General features: G+C 70.5%; 20 protein-coding genes. 9 read left to right on the top strand and 11 right to left on the bottom strand.

Going from position 1 to position 19,278, the window contains the following annotated elements; translation table 11 throughout:
* Positions 1-65: 65 nt before the first annotated feature.
* From dapF to ftsY, 3 genes are read left to right on the top strand one after another with little or no spacing between them, the layout of a single operon-like run.
* A complete protein-coding gene (gene dapF, locus OL599_RS01150) occupies positions 66-902 on the top strand; it encodes a diaminopimelate epimerase (RefSeq protein WP_264711752.1) in 837 nt (278 codons plus the stop codon).
* A complete protein-coding gene (gene mtaB / locus OL599_RS01145) occupies positions 899-2,122 on the top strand; it encodes a tRNA (N(6)-L-threonylcarbamoyladenosine(37)-C(2))-methylthiotransferase MtaB (RefSeq protein WP_264711751.1) in 1,224 nt (407 codons plus the stop codon). Before dapF ends, mtaB begins: the two co-directional genes overlap by 4 nt.
* Complete coding sequence (gene ftsY / locus OL599_RS01140; RefSeq protein ID WP_264711750.1) at positions 2,122-3,042, top strand: signal recognition particle-docking protein FtsY; 921 nt, start codon at positions 2,122-2,124, stop codon at positions 3,040-3,042. Before mtaB ends, ftsY begins: the two co-directional genes overlap by 1 nt.
* A 13-nt stretch (positions 3,043-3,055) precedes the next feature.
* On the opposite strand, the gene OL599_RS01135 is transcribed toward ftsY, so the two are convergent.
* Genes OL599_RS01135 through OL599_RS01115 form a run of 5 tightly spaced genes read right to left on the bottom strand, consistent with a single transcriptional unit; the run spans position 3,056 to position 9,267 of the window.
* Complete coding sequence (locus OL599_RS01135) at positions 3,056-4,546, bottom strand: Ppx/GppA phosphatase family protein (RefSeq protein WP_264711749.1); 1,491 nt, start codon at positions 4,544-4,546, stop codon at positions 3,056-3,058.
* A 3-nt stretch (positions 4,547-4,549) separates the two neighbouring features.
* Positions 4,550-6,796, bottom strand: coding sequence for an RNA degradosome polyphosphate kinase (locus OL599_RS01130; protein ID WP_264711747.1), 2,247 nt, complete (start codon positions 6,794-6,796; stop codon positions 4,550-4,552).
* A gap of 28 nt (positions 6,797-6,824) precedes the next feature.
* Positions 6,825-7,544, bottom strand: coding sequence for a P-loop NTPase family protein (locus OL599_RS01125; RefSeq protein ID WP_264711746.1), 720 nt, complete (start codon positions 7,542-7,544; stop codon positions 6,825-6,827).
* Positions 7,541-8,674, bottom strand: a complete 1,134-nt coding sequence (locus OL599_RS01120; protein ID WP_264711745.1) for an AI-2E family transporter — start codon at positions 8,672-8,674, stop codon at positions 7,541-7,543. The genes OL599_RS01125 and OL599_RS01120 overlap by 4 nt, the downstream gene beginning before the upstream one ends.
* A 26-nt stretch (positions 8,675-8,700) precedes the next feature.
* The gene (locus OL599_RS01115) at positions 8,701-9,267 is read right to left on the bottom strand and encodes a CDP-alcohol phosphatidyltransferase family protein (protein ID WP_264711744.1); all 567 of its coding nucleotides are present in this window, start codon (positions 9,265-9,267) and stop codon (positions 8,701-8,703) included.
* Positions 9,268-9,446: 179 nt separating this feature from the next.
* Here OL599_RS01115 and purM point away from each other — a divergent pair, with 179 nt between their 5' ends.
* The 3 genes from purM to OL599_RS01100 are packed head-to-tail and all read left to right on the top strand — an operon-like array spanning position 9,447 to position 11,342.
* Positions 9,447-10,496 (top strand): phosphoribosylformylglycinamidine cyclo-ligase, encoded by a 1,050-nt coding sequence (gene purM, locus OL599_RS01110; protein WP_264711743.1) that lies wholly within the window; start codon positions 9,447-9,449, stop codon positions 10,494-10,496.
* A gap of 10 nt (positions 10,497-10,506) precedes the next feature.
* Complete coding sequence (gene purN / locus OL599_RS01105) at positions 10,507-11,148, top strand: phosphoribosylglycinamide formyltransferase (protein ID WP_264711742.1); 642 nt, start codon at positions 10,507-10,509, stop codon at positions 11,146-11,148.
* 38 nt (positions 11,149-11,186) lie between these two features.
* Complete coding sequence (locus OL599_RS01100; RefSeq protein WP_264711741.1) at positions 11,187-11,342, top strand: hypothetical protein; 156 nt, start codon at positions 11,187-11,189, stop codon at positions 11,340-11,342.
* A 114-nt stretch (positions 11,343-11,456) separates the two neighbouring features.
* Here the strand turns inward: OL599_RS01100 and ndk are convergent, their stop codons facing one another.
* The gene (gene ndk, locus OL599_RS01095) at positions 11,457-11,879 is read right to left on the bottom strand and encodes a nucleoside-diphosphate kinase (protein WP_264711740.1); all 423 of its coding nucleotides are present in this window, start codon (positions 11,877-11,879) and stop codon (positions 11,457-11,459) included.
* 125 nt (positions 11,880-12,004) lie between these two features.
* Between ndk and OL599_RS01090 the strand changes: the two genes are divergently transcribed.
* Entirely contained in the window at positions 12,005-13,876 is a 1,872-nt protein-coding gene (locus tag OL599_RS01090) for an ABC-F family ATP-binding cassette domain-containing protein (protein ID WP_264711739.1), read from the top strand.
* A gap of 12 nt (positions 13,877-13,888) precedes the next feature.
* On the opposite strand, the gene OL599_RS01085 is transcribed toward OL599_RS01090, so the two are convergent.
* The gene (locus OL599_RS01085; protein ID WP_264711738.1) at positions 13,889-14,788 is read right to left on the bottom strand and encodes a LysR substrate-binding domain-containing protein; all 900 of its coding nucleotides are present in this window, start codon (positions 14,786-14,788) and stop codon (positions 13,889-13,891) included.
* 105 nt (positions 14,789-14,893) lie between these two features.
* Here OL599_RS01085 and OL599_RS01080 point away from each other — a divergent pair, with 105 nt between their 5' ends.
* Positions 14,894-15,136, top strand: a complete 243-nt coding sequence (locus OL599_RS01080) for a DUF1127 domain-containing protein (protein WP_264711737.1) — start codon at positions 14,894-14,896, stop codon at positions 15,134-15,136.
* Here OL599_RS01080 and OL599_RS26130 read toward each other — a convergent pair.
* Both OL599_RS26130 and OL599_RS01075 read right to left on the bottom strand, forming a co-directional pair.
* Positions 15,133-15,216 carry a PEP-CTERM sorting domain-containing protein gene (locus OL599_RS26130; protein ID WP_408886909.1) on the bottom strand — a complete coding sequence of 28 codons (84 nt, stop codon included), beginning with the start codon at positions 15,214-15,216 and terminating at the stop codon, positions 15,133-15,135. The two genes, OL599_RS01080 and OL599_RS26130, sit on opposite strands and share 4 nt — an antisense overlap.
* 35 nt (positions 15,217-15,251) lie before the next feature.
* Positions 15,252-16,178: a collagen-binding domain-containing protein gene (locus tag OL599_RS01075; RefSeq protein ID WP_264711736.1), complete on the bottom strand. Its 927-nt coding sequence runs from the start codon at positions 16,176-16,178 to the stop codon at positions 15,252-15,254.
* Positions 16,179-16,481: 303 nt separating this feature from the next.
* On the opposite strand from OL599_RS01075, the gene OL599_RS01070 reads away from it, so the two are divergent.
* Positions 16,482-17,369 (top strand): phytanoyl-CoA dioxygenase family protein, encoded by an 888-nt coding sequence (locus tag OL599_RS01070; protein ID WP_264711735.1) that lies wholly within the window; start codon positions 16,482-16,484, stop codon positions 17,367-17,369.
* Positions 17,370-17,376: 7 nt separating this feature from the next.
* Here OL599_RS01070 and OL599_RS01065 read toward each other — a convergent pair whose 3' ends face one another.
* Both OL599_RS01065 and OL599_RS01060 read right to left on the bottom strand, forming a co-directional pair.
* Positions 17,377-17,823: a DNA polymerase III subunit chi gene (locus tag OL599_RS01065; RefSeq protein ID WP_264711734.1), complete on the bottom strand. Its 447-nt coding sequence runs from the start codon at positions 17,821-17,823 to the stop codon at positions 17,377-17,379.
* Positions 17,820-19,265, bottom strand: a complete 1,446-nt coding sequence (locus OL599_RS01060; RefSeq protein ID WP_264711733.1) for a leucyl aminopeptidase — start codon at positions 19,263-19,265, stop codon at positions 17,820-17,822. Before OL599_RS01060 ends, OL599_RS01065 begins: the two co-directional genes overlap by 4 nt.
* Positions 19,266-19,278: the final 13 nt, after the last annotated feature.

Genomic DNA, 19,278 nt, shown 5'->3' with positions numbered 1-19,278 from the left:
CCCATGCAAGGACGCCATGGCGACGGGGCTTTGTCCGCGGCACGGGTCCACATATAACCACGCGCATGGATGCGCCTTTCGTCAAGATGCATGGCTGCGGGAACGATTTCGTCGTGTTCGACGAGCGGGCGGGCGCGCTCGGCCTGTCGCCGCCCCGCGCCGCCGGCATCGCGCATCGTCGCACCGGGGTGGGCTGCGACCAGTTCATCGTTATCGAGCCGCCACCCGCCGGCAGCAACGCCGACGCCTTCATGCGCATCCGCAACCCCGATGGCGGCGAGGCCGGTGCCTGTGGCAACGCCACACGCTGCGTCGCCCATCTGCTGTTCGCCGAAACCGGGCGGCGTGAGCAAGTGATCCAGACCGTAGCCGGCAACCTGCCCGCGCGGGTGCTGCAGGATGGCCGGGTGTGCGTGGACATGGGCTCGGCCCGGCTGGCCTGGCAGGACGTGCCGCTCGCCGCCCCCGCCGACACGCTGCATCTCGACCTCGCCGAGGGCCCGGTGTCCGATCCCGCGGCCGCCTCCATGGGCAACCCGCACGCCACCTTCTTCGTGCCCGATGTCGCCGCCCTCCCGATCGAGACGCTCGGCCCACGCCTGGAGCACGCCGCGCTCTTCCCCGACCGCGCGAATGTCGGCTTCGCCCAGGTCCTGGCCCCCGACCGCATCCGCCTGCGGGTGTGGGAGCGTGGCGCCGGCCTGACCCTGGCCTGCGGCTCCGGCGCCTGCGCCACCCTGGTGAATGCCGCGCGCCGCGGCCTCACCGGCCGGCGCGCCGCGGTCGTCGTGGACGGCGGCGAACTGGAGATCGAATGGCGCGACGACGGCCATGTGCTGATGACCGGCCCCGTCGCGACCGCCTTCCGCGGCGTCATCGACCTGGGTGCCTACCCGGCATGACCGTCGATATCGTCACCTTCGGCTGCCGGCTGAACACCTATGAAAGCGAGGTCATGCGCGACCACGCCGCGGCATTGACCGACACCATCATCATCAACACCTGCGCCGTCACGGCCGAGGCCGAGCGCCAGGCCCGCCAGGCCATCCGCCGCGCCCATCGCGAACGGCCCGAGGCGCATATCGTCGTCACCGGCTGCGCCGCCCAGATTGCGCCGGAGGCCTGGGCCGCATTGCCGGGCGTCACCCGCGTGCTGGGCAACCTGGAGAAGCTGCGTCCCGGAAGCTGGACGCCCGATGCCATTTCCGCCGTGTCCGACATCATGGCGGCGCGCGAAACGGCCGCGCATCTGGTCACCGAGTTCGCCGGCCGTGCCCGCGCCTTCGTGCAGGTGCAGCAGGGCTGCGACCACCGCTGCACCTTCTGCATCATCCCGTTCGGCCGCGGCCCCAGCCGCAGCGTGCCGATCGGTGCCGTGGTCGAGCAGGTGCGCACGCTGGTGGCATCCGGCTACCGCGAGGTAGTGCTGACCGGCGTGGACATCACCAGCTACGGCCCCGACCTGCCGGGCACGCCCAGCCTCGGCCAGATGGTCCGCCGCCTGCTGGCCCTGGTGCCTGAGCTGCCGCGGCTGCGCCTCTCCTCGCTCGATCCCAACGAGATCGATGCCGACCTTTGGCGCCTGATCGCCGAGGAGCCGCGCCTGATGCCGCATCTGCACCTGTCCATCCAGGCCGGCTCGGACCTGATCCTGAAGCGCATGAAGCGCCGCCACTTGCGCGCGGACGCCATCGCCGTCATCCGCCGCGCCCGCGACCTGCGGCCCGGCATCGCCATCGGCGCCGACCTGATCGCCGGTTTCCCCACGGAAACCGATGAATTGTTCGCCGAGACCCTGGCGCTGGTCGAGGAGGCCGAAATCCCCTACCTGCACGTCTTCCCCTACAGCGAACGCCCGGGCACCGCGGCCGCGCGCATGCCCGCGGTGCCCAAGCCGGTGCGCCGCGACCGCGCGGCCAGGCTGCGCGAAGCCGGCCAGCAGGCCGCGCGCCGCTTCTATGCCGCCCAGATCGGTCGTGAGGCGTCCGTGCTCGCCGAAACCAATGAGGCGGGCCACACCGAGCATTTCGCGCCTGTCCGCATCGCCGCCGCCCCCGGCGCCCTGCTGCGCGCCCGCGTGGTGGCCGCCACCAACGCCGGCCTGCTGGCGGAGCCCGCCTGATGGCGCTCGGCTCGTTCTTTTCCAAGCTCAAGCAGGGCCTGTCGCGCAGCACCCAGAAACTCAGCGAAAGCATCGGCGCCGTCTTCACCAGGCGCAAGCTGGACGAGGACGCGCTCGCCGAGCTCGAGGACCTGCTGATCGCTGCCGATCTCGGCACCGCCGTGGCCGCCCGCGTCATCGCGTCGTTCCGCCGCAGCCGCTTCGGCAAGGAAGTGACCGACCAGGAGATCCGCCAGGCCCTGGCCGAGGAGATCGCGGACATCTTGCGCCCGGCGGCCAGGCCCCTGGCCATCGATCCCACGCTGAAGCCGCATGTGGTGCTGGTCGTCGGCGTCAACGGCACCGGCAAGACCACAACCATTGGCAAGCTGGCCCAGCAATACCGCGAGCAGAGCCTGCGCCCGATGCTGGTCGCCGGCGACACCTTCCGGGCCGCCGCCGTCGAGCAGCTTCAGGTCTGGGGCCAGCGCACCGACGCCACCGTGGTCACCGCGCCGCCGAACTCCGATGCGGCCGGCCTCGCCTTCGACGGCCTGACCCGCGCCCGCGCCGAGGGCGCCGACGTGCTGCTGATCGACACCGCCGGCCGCCTGCACAACAAGGCGGCCCTGATGGAAGAGCTGCGCAAGATCATCCGCGTGCTGCGCAAGCAGGACCCGGCGGCGCCGCATTCGGTGCTGCTGGTGCTGGATGCCACCACCGGCCAGAACGCGTTGCAGCAAGTGAACGTGTTCAAGGAAATGGTCGATGTCACCGGCCTGGTCGTCACCAAGCTGGACGGCAGCGCCCGCGGCGGCATCGTGGTGGCGCTCGCGGAGGAATTCGGCCTGCCCGTGCATGCGGTGGGCGTCGGCGAGCAGGCCGGCGACCTGCGCCCCTTCGATCCTGACGAGTTTGCCAGGGGGCTGGTCGGAACGTAACGGAGGCGCCTGCTTACGCCGCCAACTCCGTCGTCGCGTTCAAGCCGAGCGCCTGGGCCAGCCGGTCCAGCCGTCGCGTCACGCTCTCCCCTGCGAACACGCCGCTTCCTTCGGCGAGGCGCAGCGTCAGCCGGTGATTCGCATCGAGCCGTGTTCCCGCCAGCAGGTCCGGCGTGCCGGCCGACAGCGTGTAGGCCAGGCGCAGCGCCACGCCCAGGATGGTCGCGCGGCGCATCGCCTCGGGCGTCAGCAACGCGCGGGCGGTCGCCAGATACGGTGCATCGGGTTCGGCCTCGTAGCGCACGGCGATGGTCCAGGCCAGGAAGGCGCGGGTGGGATGGTCCAGCCCGACACCGGGCTGGCGCAGGATGCGCAGATAGGATTGCTCGGCGCGATACTCGGGATGATCGTGGCTGCCGATGTCGGACATCCAGCAGACGGCTTCGCGCAGCCGCCGCGCGTCGCCGGCCTCGCCGGGAAACAGCGGGTCGGTCCAGGCCAGGAGGGCCGGCGGCATGTTGGGGTCACGCCCGAACCGGCGCGCGAAGTCGTGGCCGGCGGACAGCAGCGGGTCCTGGGCGCGGTGCTCCGGTGGAACGCGCTCCATGTACCAGCCCTCGCGCAACCCGTTGGCGCTGAACACGACCCGGCGCGCGCCGGTGGCGCGCAGCGCCCGGCGCAGCACCACGGCGGCAAAGGGCAGGTCCTCGATCCGCCGGCGCGACATGCCCGGCATCCGCTCCAGTATCCGGCGCGAGGCGCTGCCGATCATCCCGGTGAGGTCGCGGGCCTCCTCGCGGCCGATGGTGTAATGGTGCACCATGTTCAGGGGATAGCCGGTCTGCGCGATGTGGATGCGCGCGAGGGCTCGCCAGGCGCCGCCGACCGCATAAAGGTCGCGCCCGCTGCCCTCGGGCAGCCACGGCACGGCGGCCAGTTCGGATTCGGCGATGGCGCGGGCCCGCGCGAGGTCGTTGCCGGCGCGTTCGGCCAGCCTGATCACGCCCAGGCGCAACGTGCTGGCCTGTCCGCGCGTGCCGGCGCGCAGCCGCACCATTTCCAGCGAGCCGCCGCCGATATCGGCCAGCACCCCATCGGCATCGGGAATCCCGCACAGCACGCCGGCGGCCGACAGCCCGGCCTCCTGCTCCCCCGCCAGCACGCGGATGCGCAGGCCGGGTATGCGCTGCTCCAACAGATCGACCAATTCGGGGCCATTCTTAGCGTCGCGAACGGCGGCGGTGGCCAGCGCCTCGAACGGAACGGCCCCCATGGCACGGCTGATGGCGGCGTAGCGGTTCATCACGGTCAGGGCCTGGGCCATGCCGTCCTCGTTCAGGCGCCCCGTGGTCTGCAGGCCGCGACCCAGGCGCAGCACCGCCTTCTCGTTGAAGATGGGCATGGGGTTACGGTTGTGTCCCTCGAACACCACCAGGCGCACCGAGTTGGAGCCGAGATCGACGACCGCGCAGCGCGGCACGTCGGGCAGGGGGGAATAGACCACGAGCTAATCCTGTGAAAGGCGATCGGGGCGGCGCAGCTGCGGCACCGGCGCGGGCACCAGCGGGCCATGCAGTGCCGAACCGCGCCCGGACAACGAAGGGTTCGTCATGAAATAATCGTGGGCGGACACGCGCTTGCGGGCATGACCCGGCGGCACGCGCCGCCACGTGGCGTCTGCCCCAAGCTCCCACGACTGCATCGTGTCCTTCAGGTTGACCACCATGATCTGGTCCAGCACCTGGGCATGAACCGTGGGGTTGTGGATCGGCACCAGCGTCTCGACGCGCCAATCCATGTTGCGGGCCATCCAGTCCGCGGAGCTGATGTATACCCTCGCGTGGCGGCTGGGCAGGGGGTGACCATTGCCGAAAACGCAGATCCGGCTGTGCTCCAGGAAGCGCCCGACGATCGATTTCACCCGGATGTTATCGGACAGGCCGGGCACGTGCGGGCGCAGGCAGCAGATGCCCCGGACCACGCACATGATCTTCACGCCGGCGTTGGACGCGTCGTACAGCCGGTCGATCAGGATATCGTCGACCAGGCTGTTGAGCTTCAGCCAGATCTGCGCGGGCTTGCCCTCGCGTGCGAACATGATCTCCCGGCCGATCAGTTCCATCAGCGCCGCCCGCAACGTCAGCGGGCTGAAGGCGAGCGCGTCCATCTTCTCCGGCCGTGCATAGCCGGTCATGTAGTTGAACAGGCGGGCCGCGTCGCGCGTCAGGTCCGGGTCGCAGGTGAAGAAGCTCAGGTCGGTGTAGATGCGCGCGGTGATCGGGTGATAGTTGCCGGTGCCGAAATGCGCATAGCTGCGCATCGTCGCCCCCTCGCGGCGCACCACCAGCGACAGCTTGGCGTGCGTCTTCAACTCGGTGAAGCCGAACACCACCTGCACGCCGGCGGCTTCCATCACCCGGGCGAGGCGGATATTGGCCTCCTCGTCGAAGCGCGCCCGCAGTTCCACCATGGCGGTGACGGACTTTCCGGCCTCCGCCGCCTCGATCAGCGCCTTGACGATCGGGCTGTCCCGGCTGGTGCGGTACAGCGTCTGCTTCACCGCCACGACGTTGGGGTCGGCGGCGGCCTGGCGCAGGAACTGCACCACCACGTCGAAGCTCTCGAACGGGTGATGGACGATGATGTCCTTCGCCCGGATGGCAGCAAAGCAGTCGCCGCCGAAATCGCGAATGCGCTCGGGGAAGCGCGGGGTGTAGGGCGGGAACAGCAGGTCCGGCCGGTCATCGACGATCAGCTGCTTGAGGTCCACCAGACCCAGCAGGCCGTCGACGACATGGACTTCCTGGCTCGGGGCGCCGAACTCGTCGATCACCAGTTCGCGCAGGTCTTCGGGCATGCCGGCGTCGATCGACAAATGGATGGCGACCCCGCGGCGACGGCGCTTCAGCGCGGTTTCGTAGGACCGCACGAGGTCCTCGGCCTCCTCCTCGAACTCCACATCGGTGTCGCGGATCAGGCGGAACATGCCCTGGCCGAGCACCCGGAAGCCCGGGAACAGCCGGTCCATGCACAGGCTCACCAGATGCTCCAGCAGCACGAACCGGCTCGCCTTCGGGGCGTCGCCGGCCTGCGAACCGGCCGGCAGGCGCACGAAGCGCTTGATCTGCGAGGGCAGCGGAATCATCGCGCGCATGCCGTGTCCGTCCTGGTCGCGCACCAGCCGCAGCGCCATCACCAGCCCCATGTTGGGGATGAACGGGAACGGGTGCGCCGGGTCGATCGCCAGCGGCGTCAGCACCGGGAAGACCCGCTCCATGAACCAGGCGTCGAGCCACAGCCGGTCCTGGTCCGACAGGGTATCAGGGTCGGCGACCACGATTCCGGCCTCTTTCAGCCGGGCGCGAAGCTGCCGCCACACCCGCTGCTCCTCGTTCATCAGCACCCGCCCCCGCGCCTCGACCTCGGCCAGTTGCTGGGCGGGCGTGCGCCCATCGGCCGAGAGCGCGCTCACGCCGGCCTTGGCCTGCCCGATCAGGCCGGCGACGCGCACCGAGTAGAATTCGTCGAGGTTGCCGGCGCTGATCGACACGAAGCGCAGCCGCTCCAGCAGCGGATGGCGGGGGTTCTCGGCTTCCTCCAGCACACGGTGGTTGAAATCCAGCCAGGACAACTCGCGATTGATGAACCGCTCCGGGCTGTCGCGCGTGATCGCCGAGACCCGCGCCGTCGTCTCGACCTCGATCACCCCGCCGCCGGCGCCGGGCACGTGCATCGCAGTATCGGGCATATTCATGGCTGCCGTCCTGAGTTCCGGAGCAATTCTACAGGAGTTGCGGTGCGGGAGAGGAGGCCGCCGACGACAACTGCGCGAATTCTTCATCGCCGCCGTCGAGGTCCATGCCGGCCAGCACCTCCCCGGCCAGCGCGCGGGTCACCCGGCCGCCAACGGCCAGGGCGGCGCGGTCCAGCCGGGCCGCCGCCTCACGCATGGCCGCTGCCGTGCGGGGAAGCCGCAGCCGCAGCCAGTCCTGCACCGCCTCGGCCACCGGGACCTGCCGCTCGACCAGCAGCCGCGCCAGCAGGATACGCAGCAGCGCATCATCAGGCGGGTGGATTTCCACCGCGGTCACGGCGCGCAGCCGGCTCGCGAGGTCGGGCAGGGCGGTTCCCCAGCGGGACGGCGGCGCGCGGCCGGCCAGGAGCACCGGCAAACCGGCCTCCGCCGCGGCGTTCAGCAGATGCAGCAGCGCCCGCTCCGGGGCGTTGTCCGCATCGTCGATGGCCAATGATTGCGCGGGCGGCGCGAAATGCAAGGCCGGCCCGGCGAGCAGAGCCGCACCGGCGCGGGCCGCCCAGATATGCAGCAGATGCGTCTTGCCGCTGCCTTCCGGTCCCCAAAGCGCCAGCCGGCGCTGCGGCCAGTCGGCGGCGCGATCCAGCCACGCCACCGCCTCGGCGTTCGAGATGTCGGTCAGGAAGTCCGCCGCATGGAAGTGCGGCGTGTCGTCGAACGGCAATGGCAGCTGGCGCGCGGCACTCACGGCCCGGTCTCCACTGGCTCGCCGACTGGCTCACCCATTGGCGCATCGCCCTCGGTCGGGCGCGGCGGGTCGAGATACAGCGGGCTCTCCAGGTAGCGGTGCAGCCAGAAGCGGCACAAGACACCGATCGTGGCCGCCGCCGGCACCGCCAGCAGCACGCCCAGGAAGCCGAACGCCGCGCCGCCGGCGAACAGCGAGAAGATCACCCAGACGGCGTGCAGCTCCACCCGGTCGCCGAGGAAACGCGGATAGATCACGTAGCCTTCGAGGAGCTGGCCGGACACGAACACCCCCGCGACCATGGCCACGCCGGTCCAGGTGGGGAACTGCGCGACCGCCAGCAGGATCGCGGTCATCGCCCCGGTGATGCTGCCGACATAGGGGATGAACGACAGGAAGCCGGACGACAACCCGACGATCAGCCCGAGATCGAGCCCGACGGCGGACAGCGCGACCGCATAGTACACCGCCAGCGCCACGCAGCACATCGCCTGGCCGCGCAGCCATGCCGACAGGATCCGGTTCACTTCGCGCGCCTGTGCCCGCACCGTATCGGCGTAACGGCGCGGCAGCCACGAATCGACTCGTGCCACCACGTCCGGCCAGTCGCGCAGCAGGTAGAAGCCGACCACCGGGGTCACGACCATCAAGGTCAGCACGTTGAACAACGCGAAGCCGCTGCCGATCACCTGGCGCAGCGCCAGGGCCACGAAGGACAGCATGGCCCCGGCCTGCCCGCCCACGAGGTCGCGCAGTTTCTCGTCGACGAACTCGGGCCCAAGCTGTTGCTGCAGCGCCGCGATCGATTCTATGGCGAAGCCGCGCACCAGCTCCACATAGGTCGGCAACCGCGACAGCAGGATGCCCAGCTGCGCGATGATCAGCGGATACAGCAGCAGCGCGAACAGCAGGCAGAGCGCCAGCAGGGCGACGATCAGCAATCCCGCGGCCGCCGCCCGGCGCAGCCCGGCCTGGTCCAGCCGGCTGGCGAGCGGGTCGAGAAAATAGGCCACGCCGGCCGCGGCCACGAACGGCAGCAGCACCGAGGCGAACAACTGCAGCACCAGCCAGGCCGCCACCAGAAGCCCGGCAAGCAACGCAACCCGCTGCCCCCTGGTCGCGCCGGTCATCGGTTCGAAAGGAGAGGGCGGCGCGGTCATCCGGTGCGGGCAGCCTTGCGCACATAGGCCGCACCCGAGGCTACGGTGCTGACGACCACCGCCCAGACCAGCACCGTCATGACCCGCGGCGCAGCCTGGCCCAGGCCGGCCAGCAACAGGGCCACCGCCACCACGAAGAGCTGCAGGGCGGTGTTCACCTTCGAGATGAGCAGCGGCCGCATCACCGGCGGCTGGCCCAGCAGGTACAACACCAGCACGCCGCCCACGATCACGACGTCGCGGAACACCACCAGGATCGCCAGCCAGTCCGGCAGCACGTGCACCACCGCCAGCGCCACGTACATCGTGACCAGCAGCGCCTTGTCCGCCACCGGGTCCAGCAGCGCGCCGACATAGCTGGGGCCGCGCCGGCGGGCCAGCCAGCCGTCGATCGCGTCCGACGCGCCGGCAGCGATGAACAGCCAGAACGCGGCCATGAAGTCCTGGTGCAGCACCAGCCAGACCGCCACCGGCACCGCGCAGAGGCGCGCGAAGGTGATGGCGTTGGGCAGGTTGATCGCCCCGGCATCGGCCGGGCGCGGAAGCTGGGTGCCGTCAGGCATGCGACCTCGGTGCCCGCGCGCCCGACGCGCAAGTTGCGTTCGCGCCCGACGCGCAAGTTGCGCGCGGGGGGCGGCTATGGTTCTTTCCGCGGCCGTTCGGCCGCCGCGCCGTCGCCGGCATCATTGTTCCACCGCGCCATGGTCCCATAGATCATGGCCAGTATACACCGAGGGCTGCCATGGCCAGCATGACCTATCGCTCGGCCGGGGTCGACATCGAGGCGGGCGACGCACTCGTGGACCGCATCAAGCCGCTTGCCCGCGCCACCGCGCGCGCCGGCGTCATGGGCGGGCTGGGCGGCTTCGGCGCCCTGTTCGACCTGAAGCAGGCGGGCTACAGCGACCCCGTGCTCGTGTCTTCCACCGACGGCGTGGGCACCAAGCTGAAGATCGCCATTCACACCGGCCTGCATGACGGCGTCGGCATCGACCTGGTGGCGATGTGCGTCAACGACCTGGTCGTGCAGGGTGCCGAGCCGTTGTTTTTCCTTGACTATTTCGCCACCGGCAAGTTGTCGGTCGATCAGGCGGCCCGCGTGGTCGGCGGCATCGCCGAGGGCTGCCGCATCGCCGGCTGCGCCCTGGTCGGCGGCGAGACCGCGGAAATGCCGGGCATGTATGGGCAAGGCGACTACGACCTGGCGGGCTTCTCGGTCGGTGCCGCAGAGCGCGGCGCGCTGCTGCCGAAGGACGTGGCGCCCGGCGACGTGGTGCTGGGGTTGGCCAGCTCGGGCGTGCATTCCAACGGCTTCTCGCTGGTCCGCCGCATCGTCGAGGCCGGCAATGCAGGCTGGGCGGCGCCGGCGCCGTTCGTCGCCGGCAGGACGCTGGGCGAGGCGTTGATGGAGCCGACCCGGATCTACGTGAAGCCGCTGCTGGCCCTGCACCGCGCCGGGTTGCTGCATGCCGCCGCGCACATCACCGGCGGCGGCTTGCCCGGCAACGTGCCGCGCGTGCTGCCGGAGGGCACGCGTGCGGTGATCGATGCCGGCGCCTGGCCGCTGCCGCCGGTGTTCGCCTGGCTGGCCCGCGCCGGCGGCGTGGCCGCCGACGAGCTGCTGCGCGTGTTCAACTGCGGCCTGGGCATGGTGCTGGTGGTGCGCGACGAAGCCGCCGCCCGCGCGCTGCTCGAAGAACAGGGCGAGACGGTCTTCACCATCGGCCGGATCGAGGCCGGGGAAGGCGCACCCGGCATCCGTATCGACCTGCCGGCCGGCTGGCCTGCGTGAGGGCTTGCGCATGAGGCGGCGCGTCGGCGTGCTGATCAGCGGCCGCGGTTCGAACATGGCGGCCCTGCTGGAGGCCGCCCGCGCCCCGGCCTTCCCCGCCGAAGTGGTGCTGGTGCTGTCCAATCGCCCGGATGCGGGCGGGATCACGACCGCCGCCGCCGCCGGCGTGCCGACTGCCGTGGTGGATCACCGTCCGTTCCGAGGCGACCGCGCCGGTCACGAGGCCGCGATCGCTGAAGAGCTGGACCGCGCCGGTGTGGAAATCGTCTGTCTGGCCGGATACATGCGGCTGCTGACGCCGTTCCTGGTGCGACGCTACGCGGGCCGGATGCTGAACGTCCATCCGAGCCTGCTGCCTGCCTTTCCCGGCCTGGACACGCATGCCCGCGCCCTGGCCGCCGGGGTCAAGTTGCATGGCTGCACCGTGCACCTGGTCACCGAGACGATGGACGACGGGCCGATCCTGGCGCAGGCAGCGGTGCCGATCCTCCCCGGCGACAGCGAAGCGCCCCTGGCCGCCCGGGTGCTGGCGCAGGAGCATGTGATCTATCCGCTGGCGCTGCGTCTGTTCGCCGCCGGCAATGCCGGTGCGGCGCCGGCGGCCGATGCGGTGCTGTGCAACCCCTTGCCTGCGCCGCCCGGCGTCACCTAGAAACCATCAACGCCCCTGCAGCAGAACGAGACGCGCCCATGGCCCAATCGCCTATGTCCGACCTCCCGCCGGTGACCGAGGAGGCCTTTGTCGCAAATCGCCAGCAAGTCTGGGCGAGCTTCTGCGGGTTCACCACCGGCACCGTCATCGTCGCAGTGGCCATTCTGGTGCTGATGGCGATCTTCCTGCTTTAACCTTCCGCCCGGCCGTTCAGGCCACAGGCCGACGAAACAGCAAAGCGGCGGCACCTTGGTGCCGCCGCTCTTTTCGTGCGTCCGCCGTCCGGGGCAGCCGCCCCGGCGGAAAGGTCAACCGACGAGGTCGGTGCCGGCGAAGAAGTAGGCGATCTCGGTGGCCGCGTTCTCCGGGCTGTCGGAGCCGTGCACCGAATTCGCCTCGATGCTCTCGGCGAATTCCTTGCGGATCGTGCCGGGCTCGGCATTGGCCGGGTTGGTGGCGCCCATGATCTCACGGTTGCGAGCCACGGCGTTCTCACCTTCCAGAACCTGGACCACCACCGGGCCGGAGGTCATGAAGGCGACGAGGTCGTTGAAGAATCCGCGCTCACGGTGCACGCCATAGAAGGTCTCGGCCTGCTCCCTGGTCATCCAAAGGCGCTTCTGCGCGACGATGCGCAGGCCGGCTTCCTCGAACTTGGCGTTGATCTTGCCTGTCAGGTTGCGACGCGTGGCGTCGGGCTTGATGATCGAAAACGTGCGCTCGGTCGCCATTGCGGCCCCTTAATCCGGTTGTTGCGGTCGCGCCGGCGTTTAGAGCACGCATAACGGGGCGACAACCCCTCCCCACGGAAGGCTGCCCCTTCCCCTGCAGGCCCGCCCGCGGCTACATCGCGCGCATGAGCCTCCTCACCATCAGCGACGTCACCATCCGCATCGCCGGCCGCGTTCTGCTGGATGGTGCCGACCTGGCCGTCGACCCCGGCCGGCGCATCGGCCTGGTCGGCCGCAACGGCGTCGGCAAGTCCACGCTGCTGCGCGCCATTGCCGGCGACATCGCCATCGACGGCGGCCAGATCCGCCTGGCCTCCCGCGCGCGCCTGGGCCGGGTGAAGCAGGAAGCCCCGGACGGCGACGCCAGCCTGCTGGAGACGGTGCTGGAAGGCGACCCGGAACGCCTGTCGCTGCTTGCCGAAGCTGAATCCGAGGCCACCGACCCGCACCGGCTGGCTGAGGTGCATGACCGGCTGCGCGCGATCGGCGCCGATTCAGCCCCCTCGCGCGCCGCCACCATCCTGGCCGGCCTGGGCTTCGATGCCGCCGCCCAGGCCCGCCCGGTTGCTTCGTTCTCCGGCGGCTGGCGCATGCGCGTGGCGCTGGCCACCGCCCTGTTCGCCCAGCCGGACCTGCTGTTGCTGGACGAGCCCACCAACCACCTCGACCTCGAAGCCACGTTGTGGCTCGAAAGCTGGCTGGCGAAATTCCCCGGCGCCGCGCTGGTGGTGTCGCACGACCGCGGCCTGCTCGACCGCTGCGTGGACAGCATCGCCCACCTCGACCGCGGCAAGATCACTCTCACGCCCGGCGGCTTCGATGAATTCGTGCGAATCCGCACCGAGCGCGCCGCCCAGCAGGCCAGCATGGCTGAGAAGATCGCCGAGCAGCGCGCGCACATGCAGTCCTTCGTCGACCGTTTCCGCTACAAGGCCAGCAAGGCCCGCCAGGCGCAGGCGCGGCTGAAGGCGATCGAGAAGCTGCCGGCGATCGAGGCGGTGGTCGAGGACGCGCCGACCCGGTTCGCCTTCCCCGAGCCGCAGCAGATCGCGCCGCCGATCCTGTCGCTGGACCGCGTCTCGGTCGGCTATGGCGGCGCGCCGGTGTTGCGCGGCCTGTCGTTGCGCGTCGACATGGACGACCGCATTGCCCTGCTCGGCGCCAACGGCAATGGCAAGTCCACCCTGGCCAAGCTGATCGCCGGAAAGCTGGAGCCGCTGTCCGGCGAGATGCGGCGCGGGCCGAAGCTGAAGGTCGGCTATTTCGCCCAGCACCAGACCGACGAACTGGTCGCGTCCGAAACGCCCGTGGACCACATGGCCCGCGCCATTCCGCGCGCCATGCCGCAGCAGGTGCGCGCCCAGCTTGCCCGTTTCGGTCTGGACGCCGACCGGGCCGACACGCCGGTGGCGAACCTGTCCGGCGGCGAGAAGGCGCGCCTGCTGCTGGCACTGGCCACCCGCGACGCGCCGCAGCTGCTGATTCTCGACGAGCCCACCAACCACCTGGACATCGACGCCCGCGAGGCGCTGGTTCGTGCCCTGGCCGATTTCTCCGGCGCGGTGCTGCTGATCACCCACGACCCGCATCTGGTCGAGCTGGTGGCCGACCGGCTATGGCTGGTGGCCGACGGGAGCGTGCGGCCCTATGACGGCGACCTCGACGAGTATCGCGCGTTGCTGGCGGAGCGCGCCCGTCCGGCTGCGAGGCAGGACGCGCCCACCCGCCGCGACGAACGCCGCGAGCGCGCCGATGCCCGCGCCGCCGCCGCACCGCTGCGCCGCCGCGCCAAGGAGGCGGAGACGCGCATCGCAAGACTCACCGACGAGCGCAAACGGATCGAGGCGAAGCTGGCCGATCCCGGGCTGTATGCGCCCGGCCGCGCCGCCGATGTCACGGCGGCTCAGACCCGGCTGGCTGCGGTCGTGCGCGCCATCGAGGCGGCGGAGGCCGACTGGCTGGAAGCGGAGGAGGCACTGGCCGCGGCGTCGGCCTGAGCCCGTCGGCCGTCAGGCCGAAAGCCGATCCTGCCAGCGCATTTCCTGCTGGAACGTGTCGCTGATATGGGCCGCCAGCACGTCGGTGACGGGCTGGCGCGGGGTGCGACCCTTCAACAGCAGGATCCCGGTATCGGGCAGTTGCGGCAACCCCTCGTCCGGCCGCAACGGCCGCAGGCCCTCGGGCAGCCAGGCGATGGTGGAGACGGTGACCGCCAGCCCCGCCAGCACCGGCGCGGTCGTGCCGGCCAGGGTGGCCGAGGTGTAGGCGATCCGCGCCCGCCGGCCGGTGCCTTCCAAGGCGCGCAGGGCGGTCCGGCGCCAAGCGCAGCCCTGGGCGGCCAGCGCCAGCGGCAGCGGGTCCAGCTTGTGTGGCGCGTGCCGGTCCGAGGTGATCCAGCGCAGCGGCCCCCGCCACAGCTCCACCTCGGGCCAGTTGCGCGGCCCATGCCCCTCGGTGACCAGAGACAGGTCCAGGTCACCCTCACGCAGCCGCTCCACGAGTTCCGAGGACGGGGCGCAGAGCACTTCGACCTCGATCGCCGGATGCGAATCCGCGAAGCGCCTGAGGACCTGCGGCAGATAGCGCAAGGCATAGTCGTCGGGCGTGCCGAGACGGACGGTGCCGTGCATCTGCGGCGCGCGGAACGTGCTCCAGATCTCGTCGTTCAGCGCCAGCAACTCGCGCGACCGCTCCAGCAGGTAGTGGCCATGCGGCGTGAGCTGGACTGCCCCGCCTTTGCCGCGCAGCAGCACTTTCTGGCCCAACGTCGCCTCAAGCCGCTGCACCTGCATGGAAACGGCCGATTGCGTGCGGCCGATCCGCTCGGCGGCACGGGTAAAGCTGCCTTCTTCCGCGATGAATGCGAAGGCGCGCAGCAGGTCTGGATCAAGGCCGGCGGGGAGTCCCATGCGCATCAATATCGGTGATCTCCATCATCAATGCAATTCGTTTTGTTTATGGTGCAGTGCACCCTATCTTTGCCCTGTAACCGCCTTTTGACGGAGGACTGAAAGATGTCGGTGATCGGAACATTCTTCCCGCACGCCAGGATCGCAGGTGGGGTCGCCGAGGGTGTTCGGGGCGCGCTGGAGCGCGGCTGGGCCATGCTGCGCATCTGGATCCGTGTTCTCTCGACGCGCCGCGACCTTGCCGAGATGGACGACCGCATGCTCAGCGATCTCGGTATCTCGCGCGCGCAGGCAGACTTCGAGCTGTCGCAGACGCCGTGGACGCTGACGCGCCGGCGCCGCCGCTAACTGCGTCGCGGGCGTCGGCGCACCAGGCCGACGCCCGCCAGCCCGGCCGCCAGCAGCGCGATGCTGGCGGGCTCGGGCACGGGCGTCACCGAATTCTGGGGGCCGCCAATGGTGTTCACGAAGCTTGTGCCGGTGGCGCCGAGCGGCCGGTGGCGCCGAGCGGCCGGTAGTGCAGCTCCCCATTCCCGGTGAAGCTGTTGGCGAACAGGGTGCCGTCGATTGGCGCATTGTTCGATACGTTGGCGTTCGGCGCGATCACCGAGCCGCCGAACTCGACACCGAATGACAGGCTGGCCGCGTTGTAGAAATTCCACAGCACGCTGCCGGCATAGCCCTGGCCGTTGAAGTTCGTGCCGCTGCCGGCGGTGTAGCTGCCGCCGATGCCGGCCGTGTCGACATTGATGATGAGCAGCTGGGCGCTGCCGAGGTTCACCGTCGGCGCGCTGCCGACCGACAGCAGTTGCGACCCCGTGATGTTCAGCACGGCGACGTTCGACACGCCGTTCACGGTCGCCGATCCCGCGGTGAACGTGCCGCCGCTCAGGCTGGAGCCGGCGGTGGTGGCCAGTGACGCGAGGCCGGACGACAGCTGGGTCACCTGCGCGCATATGCTGCTGAAGGCGTATGGGAAGGCGTAGCCGTAATTGACGCTCGCCGCGCCCGAGAAGCCCGCGCCCTGGTTGCCGGTCCTGACGTCGACCGTCAGGTTGTTGGCGTTGTAGCTGGCGCCCGACGTGTTGCCGTAGACGTTGATCGAGCCATAGCCGCTGAGCGACGACGGCTGTGGCAGCCCCTTGTTCATCACGGTGCCACTGCCGGACATGTTGCCGCCGATCAGCAGCGGCCCTTCCGACTCCGACGTCGTAGTGAAATTGCCGTTGGTGATCAGGTTGAAGCCGGTGAGCAGGTCGCCGTTGGTCGGGTTTGCCAGGGCGGTCTGCGTGGAGACGCCGAGGCAGATGCCGGCGACGGCCAGCCCCCGCAGTGCCATGTGGCGCGGACTGCGGTTGGGGCGATCAGGAGCAGGGAGGCGGGCACGCATCGGCTGTTTCCTTCGACCAGACGGCCAGGGGATTCCGGATCCTGCTGGCGGACGATCATCGGCCGGCGAGGGTGACGGCGGCTCGATATGCCTTCTTATGATGAAACACGCTCAAATTTTCAACGATCAGACTGAAAGGCCACAAAAAATAACAGATCGGCTCGAATGAGCGCCACCTGAGCCGTTCGTCGCCGCAATGGCCCTGGCGTGCCGCGCGTCACCGAACCTATGCTCCGTGGAAACGTGGCGGCACGGGCGCGGCGGAAGCGGCGCTGCGCATCCGCTCACCGGCGGGGGGATGCCATGCTGTCGCAGAGCCAGATCGACGATTACAACCGTGTCGGCGCCATCGTGGTGCCCGATGTGCTCTCGCCCGACGAAGTCGCACGGTTACGCCGCGTCACCGACGCCTTCGTGGAGCGATCGAGGGCCGTCACCACCCATACCGACATCTTTGACCTCGAAGAGACGCACACTCCGGCCCAGCCGCGCGTGCGCCGTATCAAGGCGCCGCATCTGCACGACCCCGCCTATGCCGCCCTTGTGCGCCACCCCGGCATCATCGCGGTGCTTCGCGCCCTCTGGGGCCCGAACATCCGCTTCGACACGGCCAAGCTGAACCTGAAATCGGCGGGCTTCGGCGCCGCGGTGGAATGGCACCAGGACTGGGCCTTCTATCCACACACCAATGACGACCTGGCCGCCGTCGGCGTGATGATGGACGACATGGAACTGGCCAACGGCCCGCTGCTGATCGTCCCCGGCAGCCACAAGGGGCCGGTCTACGACCACCATGCCGGGGGCCGGTTCTGCGGCGCCATGGACCCGGCCGGATGCGGCGTCGATTTCGCCGGCGCCATTCCCCTCACCGGCCGCGCCGGCTCGATCACGGTGCACCATGTGCGCGCCGTCCACGGGTCGGCGGTCAACACCTCGAACAAGGATCGCCGGCTGCTGCTGTTTCAGTTCCGCGCCGGCGACGCCTGGCCCCTGGTGAACGCGCCCAGGGACATCGCCGCCTTCGACGCCCTCATGGTTGCCGGCGAGCCCACCCTGGAGCCGCGCCTGACCGCCGTTCCCGTCCGCCTGCCGCTGCCGCCGGCCGATCACCAGGGCTCCATCTACGAGAACCAGAAGGGTCTGGCGAACCGCTACTTCAACGTCCCCGGGACACTGCAGCCGGTGCCGTAACGGCGCCTTACGCCTTCTTTTCCCATCCGCGCGGCGTCTGCTGCCAGTAGGCAAGGGTGTGGCCGGCTTCCTTCGCCGCCTTCCAGCGCAGCCGCGCCGCCGCCACAGCGCTTTCGTCGCGGCCGTCGAACAGGTCGAACACCCGGTCGAAGGCGTCCAGCCGCGCGCTGGTGGCGCCGTCGACCAGGAACAGGAAGCGCGCGCCGTTAGGGGCTTCGTCGCGTGTGGTCAGCCAGATCGGCTGCAGCGGCGCGTCGCCCATCGCCGCCGTGCCGTGCGGCAGCCAGTCGGGGTCGGCGCCGAGCCACAGCGACGCATCCAGCGCCGCCACCCGCTCGTCGCTGCCGCACAGCACCACCGCGCGCTGCCCGGCTGCGAGCGTGCGGCCCAGAAGCTGCGGCAGCGCCTGGTCGGGCCCGGTGCGCGTCAGGTGATAGAAGCCGATCTCCGTCATGGCTCAGAGGGCTGAGGCAGGATCGGCGCGCGATCCGGATCCTCGAAGCGCAGCGCCACCAGCCGGTCGAGCAGCCGCACGCCGAAGCCGGTCGGGCCGGCGGCGTGCCGGTCGCAGGCCGCATCGCGCGATTCCACGCCGGCGATGTCCAGATGCGCCCACGGCAGGCCCTCGGCGAATGTGCGCAGGAAGGCGGCGGCATGGCAGGCGTCCGGCTGGCCGCGCCCGGGCACGCATTGCCTGAGATCGGCGATGTCGGAGTCGAGATCGGCGCGATGGGTCTCGCCGATCGGCATGGCCCAGACCGGCTCGCCGACCGCGGCGCCGGCGGCGGCCACATGGGCGGCCAGGGCCGGCGCGTTGCCGAACAGCCCCGCCATATGGTGGCCAAGCGCCACGACGATGCTGCCGGTCAGCGTGGCCAGGTCGATCATCGCCTGCGGCCGGTGCCGCCGCGCGGTCCAGGACAGGGCGTCGGCCAGCGCCAGCCGCCCCTCGGCATCGGTGTCGATGACCTCGATGGTGCGGCCGGAGAAGCTGCGCAACACGTCGCCGGGCCGGTAGCTGTCCGCGCCTATGGCATTCTCGGCCAGCGGCAGCACGGCCAGCGCGGGGGCAGGGGAGTGGCGCAGGGCCAACGCGAGCATCGCGCCCGCGCAAGCGGCGGCGCCGGCCATGTCCGCGCGCATGTCCTCCATTCCCGCCGCCGGCTTGATGCTGATCCCACCGGTGTCGAAGGTGATGCCCTTGCCGACGAAGGCCACCGGCGGCGCCGGCAGGCGGCCCTTCCAGCGCAGCATCGCCAGCCTCGGCGCATGTGCGGAGCCGCGTCCCACCGCCAGCAGCGCGCCCATGCCCTCGCGCACGAGGTCGCGGCGCTTGAGCACCGTCAGTTCCAGGCCGTGCCCGGTCAATGCCTCCAGCCGTTCGACGAAGCCTGAGGGCGTGAGGATGTTGGACGGCTCGGCCACCAGGTCGCGGGCGAATGCGGTGCCGCGCAGGGCCGCATGCACCGGCTGCCACGCCGCTTCCACCGCCGCCGGGGCATCGGTCAGCAGGTCGATCCGGCCCAGCCGCAGCGCCTCGTCCGCGGGCCGGGTCCTCAGCCGGTCGAACCGCCAGGACCGAAGGCAGGCGCCTTCGGCGAAGCTGGCGGCCTGCTCGCCGGTGAGGCCGCGCGCGTCGAGGGCGATGCGCGGCAGGTGCAGCAGCTGCGCGGCGGCCACCGCACCGGCATGGCGCAGGTCCGGGGCCGCGCCGGTTCCCACCAGCAGCACCCGGCCCTGCGGCGGGAAGGCCTCACAGGTTTCTCCCGCTCTTCCAGTGAAGCCGGCCGCCGCCGCGGCGGCGCGCATGCTGTCCGGCGGCGCCGCGCCCTCGGCCACCGGCACCGCCATGGCGGTGGCCTTGGGCGCCGTGGTTCCGATGCGGACCCTGAGCACGGTGCCGTCCGCC

Source organism: Limobrevibacterium gyesilva, assembly GCF_025989185.1.
Classification (GTDB): domain Bacteria; phylum Pseudomonadota; class Alphaproteobacteria; order Acetobacterales; family Acetobacteraceae; genus Limobrevibacterium; species Limobrevibacterium gyesilva.
This window is presented reverse-complemented; position numbering and strand designations above follow the sequence as displayed.